Origin of the sequence: Streptomyces sp. CA2R106, from assembly GCF_037034245.1 — a bacterium.
Classification (GTDB): Bacteria; Actinomycetota; Actinomycetes; order Streptomycetales; family Streptomycetaceae; genus Actinacidiphila.
This window is the reverse complement of record NZ_JBAGKC010000086.1, coordinates 1-3,670: the sequence shown is the minus strand read 5'-3', so window position 1 is coordinate 3,670 and position 3,670 is coordinate 1. Positions and strand designations below refer to the sequence as shown.

Sequence of the window (3,670 nt, the reverse complement as noted above, 5' to 3'; positions counted from 1 at the left end):
CGACCTGGCCGGGTGCGGTGTCCTGGAGGAACTGACGCTCCAGGAGCCCCTGGTCCTTCCCACCTCTGGCGGCGTCCAGTTGCAGGTCCGTGTCGGTGACGGCGACGGTCCGCGAACGGTCACGGTCTCCTCTCGTGAGGGGGAGGGCGAGTGGGTGCGGCACGCGGTGGGCGAGTTGGCCCCGGCTGACGGTGAGCCTGTCCCGGATCGGCTGTCCGTGTGGCCTCCGGCGGGTGCGGTGGCGGTTCCGGTCGACGATGCCTACGACAGGTTGGCTCGGCAGGGTTACGGTTACGGTCCGGCGTTCCAGGGGCTGCGGCAGGTGTGGAGGGCCGGGGACACGGTCTATGCCGAGGTGGAGCTGCCCCAGAGCGCGGATGCGGATGTTGCGGGGTTTGGTCTGCATCCCGCTCTGCTTGATGCCGCTCTGCACGGTCTTCTGGCTGCCGGTGGTAGCAACGGCAATGGTGGGGGGACGGGGTTGCCGTTTGTGTGGTCGGGGGTGCGTTTGCTGGCGGGCGGTGCCCGCCACCTGCGGGTGGTGCTGGCGCCCGGGTCGGGCGGGGTCTCGGTCACGGCTTTCGATGCTGTCGGTGAACCCGTCCTGCAAGCACGGTCGCTGGCGTTGCGTGAGGCGTCGGCTGGTCAGTTCACCGGGGCTGGCCGGCAGGTGCGGCAGTCGTTGTTCACGGTGGACTGGGTTCCGCTGCCTGCCCCGCAGGACTCTGACACAGCCGTTGTGCAGTGGGTGCGGCATGGTGAGTCGGTCGGGGCCGAGGTGGCTCCGGTGGTGGTGGCGCCAGTGCCGGCTGCCCCGTCGGGGATGTCGGCGCCGGAGGTGGCTCAGTTGGCTGCTGCGACGGTGTTGGGTTGGGTGCAGGAGTGGCTGGCCGATCCCGAGACGGACAATGCGCGGTTGGTGGTCTGGACCCAGGGCGCGGCTATCGGGCAGGACCTGGCGGGCGCGGCGGTGGTGGGTTTGGTGCGTTCGGCGCAGTCGGAGCATCCGGGGCGTGTGCTGTTGGTCGACGTCGACCCGGCGGCTGACCTGGACTCTGCCAACGATGCCGACGTGGACACCGTGCTGGCTGCGGTGCTGGGTGCTGATGAGCCTGAGGTCCGCATCCGTCCCGCTACTGCTGACGGCGGGACCGTGGTGGTGTTCGGGCGTCGGCTGGTCCGGGTGGGTGCGTCGGGTGAGTTGCTGTTGCCTGGTGGTTCGGGTTGGCGGGTGGAGGTGGCGGAGCCGGGTGATCTGGGCAGTGCGGCGGTGGTCGATGCTCCTGAGGCGGGCGTGGCGTTGTTGCCGGGGCAGGTGCGGGTGGGTCTGCGGGCGGCGGGTGTGAACTTCCGCGATGTGGTTGCCGGCCTGGGGATGGTTGCGGACGGTCGAGTGCTGGGCGGGGAAGGCGCGGGGGTGGTGCTGGAGACCGGTCCCGGGGTGGATGGTCTGGTTGTGGGTGAGTCGGTGATGGGTTTGGTGCCGGGGTGGGGGCCGGTGGGGGTGGTGGACAGTCGGCTGGTGGCTGCGGTGCCGCAGGGGTGGTCGTTCCAGGAGGCCGCATCCGTGCCGGTGGGGTTCTTGACGGCGTTTTATGCGCTGCGGGATCTGGCCCAGGTCCGTCCGGGGGAACGGGTGCTGATCCATGCCGGGACCGGCGGTGTGGGCACGGCTGCCGTGCAGCTGGCCCAGGAATGGGGGCTTGAGGTCTTCGCCACCGCCAGCCCGGCGAAGCAGGCCGCATTGCTGGCGATGGGCATCGAGGAGAACCACATCGCGTCGACGCGGGATCTGGCGTTCTGTGAGCGGTTCCTGGGCGTGACCGGTGGTGCGGGCATGGACGTGGTCGTCAACGCCTTGGCGGGGGAGTTCACGGACGCGTCGTTGCGGTTGTTGCCGCGTGGTGGGCGGTTCGTCGAGATGGGCAAGACCGATATCCGTGATGCCGAGCAGGTCGCCCAGGCATACCCGGGAGTGGTCTACCGAGCGTTCGACCTGATGGACCCTGGTCTGGACCGGGTCGGGGAGATGTTCGCTGAGCTCGGGGTGATGTTCGAGGCCGGGGCGCTGAAGCCGCCGCCGGTGACGTGTTTCGAGTTGTCGCAGGCGGTCGCGGCATTGCGTCATCTGCAAGCTGCCCGACACATCGGCAAGGTCGTGCTGAACGTCCCCGCCCAGTGGGACCCAAACGGCACCGTCCTGGTCACGGGTGGGACGGGGACCCTGGGTGGGGAACTGGCCCGGCACCTGGTCACCGTCCGCGGTATGCGGCATCTGGTGTTGGTGTCGCGACGCGGCCCGGCCGCACAGGGCGCGGCGCGTCTGGTCGCGGAGCTGGCTGAGCTGGGCGCGGACGTCCGAGTGGTGGCTGGTGATGCCGGCGAGCGGGATGCCCTCGCCTCGGTGCTGGCCAAGGTTGCGGTGGAGCGTCCGTTGACGGCGGTGGTGCATGCCGCCGGGGTGATCGATGACGCGACGGTGGAGTCACTGACGCCGCAGCGGATGCTGCCGGTGCTGTCGGCGAAGGCTGATGCGGCGTGGAATCTTCATGAGTTGACCGAGGACGCGGGCTTGGCCGGGTTCGTGTTGTACTCCTCGGCTGCGGCGGTCATGGGCAGCGCAGGGCAGGGCAGTTACGCGGCGGCGAACGCGTTCCTGGACGCCCTGGCGGTCTATCGCCGGGATCGGCATCTGGCTGGTCAGTCGTTGGCGTGGGGGCTGTGGGAACAGGCCTCGGAGATGACCGGGCATCTGGATGGCGCCGGTATGTCTCGTCTGCGTCGCGGCGGTGTTCAGCCGTTGACGACGGAGCAGGGTTTGGCGTTGTTCGAGGCTGCTTCCGCGTGGGGTGCGCCGTTGGCGGTCCCGGCCCGCCTGGAGCTGACGGGGCTGTCTCGTGGAGGTCGGCCGGTGCCCGCACTGCTGCGCGGCTTGGCTGCCGGTGGTGTCTCCGCACGCCCGACGGCAGCCGTGGCCGCGGACGTAGGTGGCTTGGCGGCTCGGTTGGCCCCGCTCTCTCCCGTCGAGCGTGAGCAGGAAGTCCTGCGGACCGTTCAGGAGGCCACCGCTGTTGTGCTTGGTCATGCCAGCCCGGCTGAGATCGACTCCGAGCGGGCGTTCCGTGACATGGGCATCGACTCGCTGACCGCGCTGGAGCTCCGCAACCGGCTGGTTGCGGAGACCGGATTGAGTCTTCCCGCCACCTTGGTCTTCGACTATCCCGTCCCTCTGGAACTCGCCCGGTATCTGGTTGCAGAGGCGTGCGGGGCCGACGGGGTAGTCGGGGAAAGCGCTGTGCCGGTGGTTCGTGTCGGGGTGGATGAGCCGGTGGCGATTGTGGGGATGGGTTGTCGGTTCCCGGGTGGGGTGGAGGATCCGGAGGGTTTCTGGCGGTTGGTTGCGGGGGGCTCTGATGCGATGTCGGGGTTCCCGGTGAACCGTGGCTGGGATACGTCGGGCCTGTTCGGGTCTGGTGATGAGGGGGCTGCCTACGCGCCGGTGGGTGGGTTCTTGGAGGGTGCGGGTGGGTTCGATGCGGAGTTTTTCGGGATCAGTCCGCGTGAGGCGTTGGGGATGGATCCGCAGCAGCGGGTGCTGCTGGAGACGTGCTGGGAGGCGTTGGAGGACGCGGGCATAGCCCCGGGGTCGCTGAAAGGGACCGACACAGGC

At 69.4% G+C, this 3,670-nt stretch carries 1 protein-coding gene; it reads left to right on the top strand.

From position 1 onward, the window contains the following. Positions 1–154 precede the first annotated feature (154 nt). Positions 155–3,670: SDR family NAD(P)-dependent oxidoreductase (locus WA788_RS35080; RefSeq protein ID WP_335984436.1), on the top strand; the 3,516-nt coding region annotated here is incomplete at its 3' end.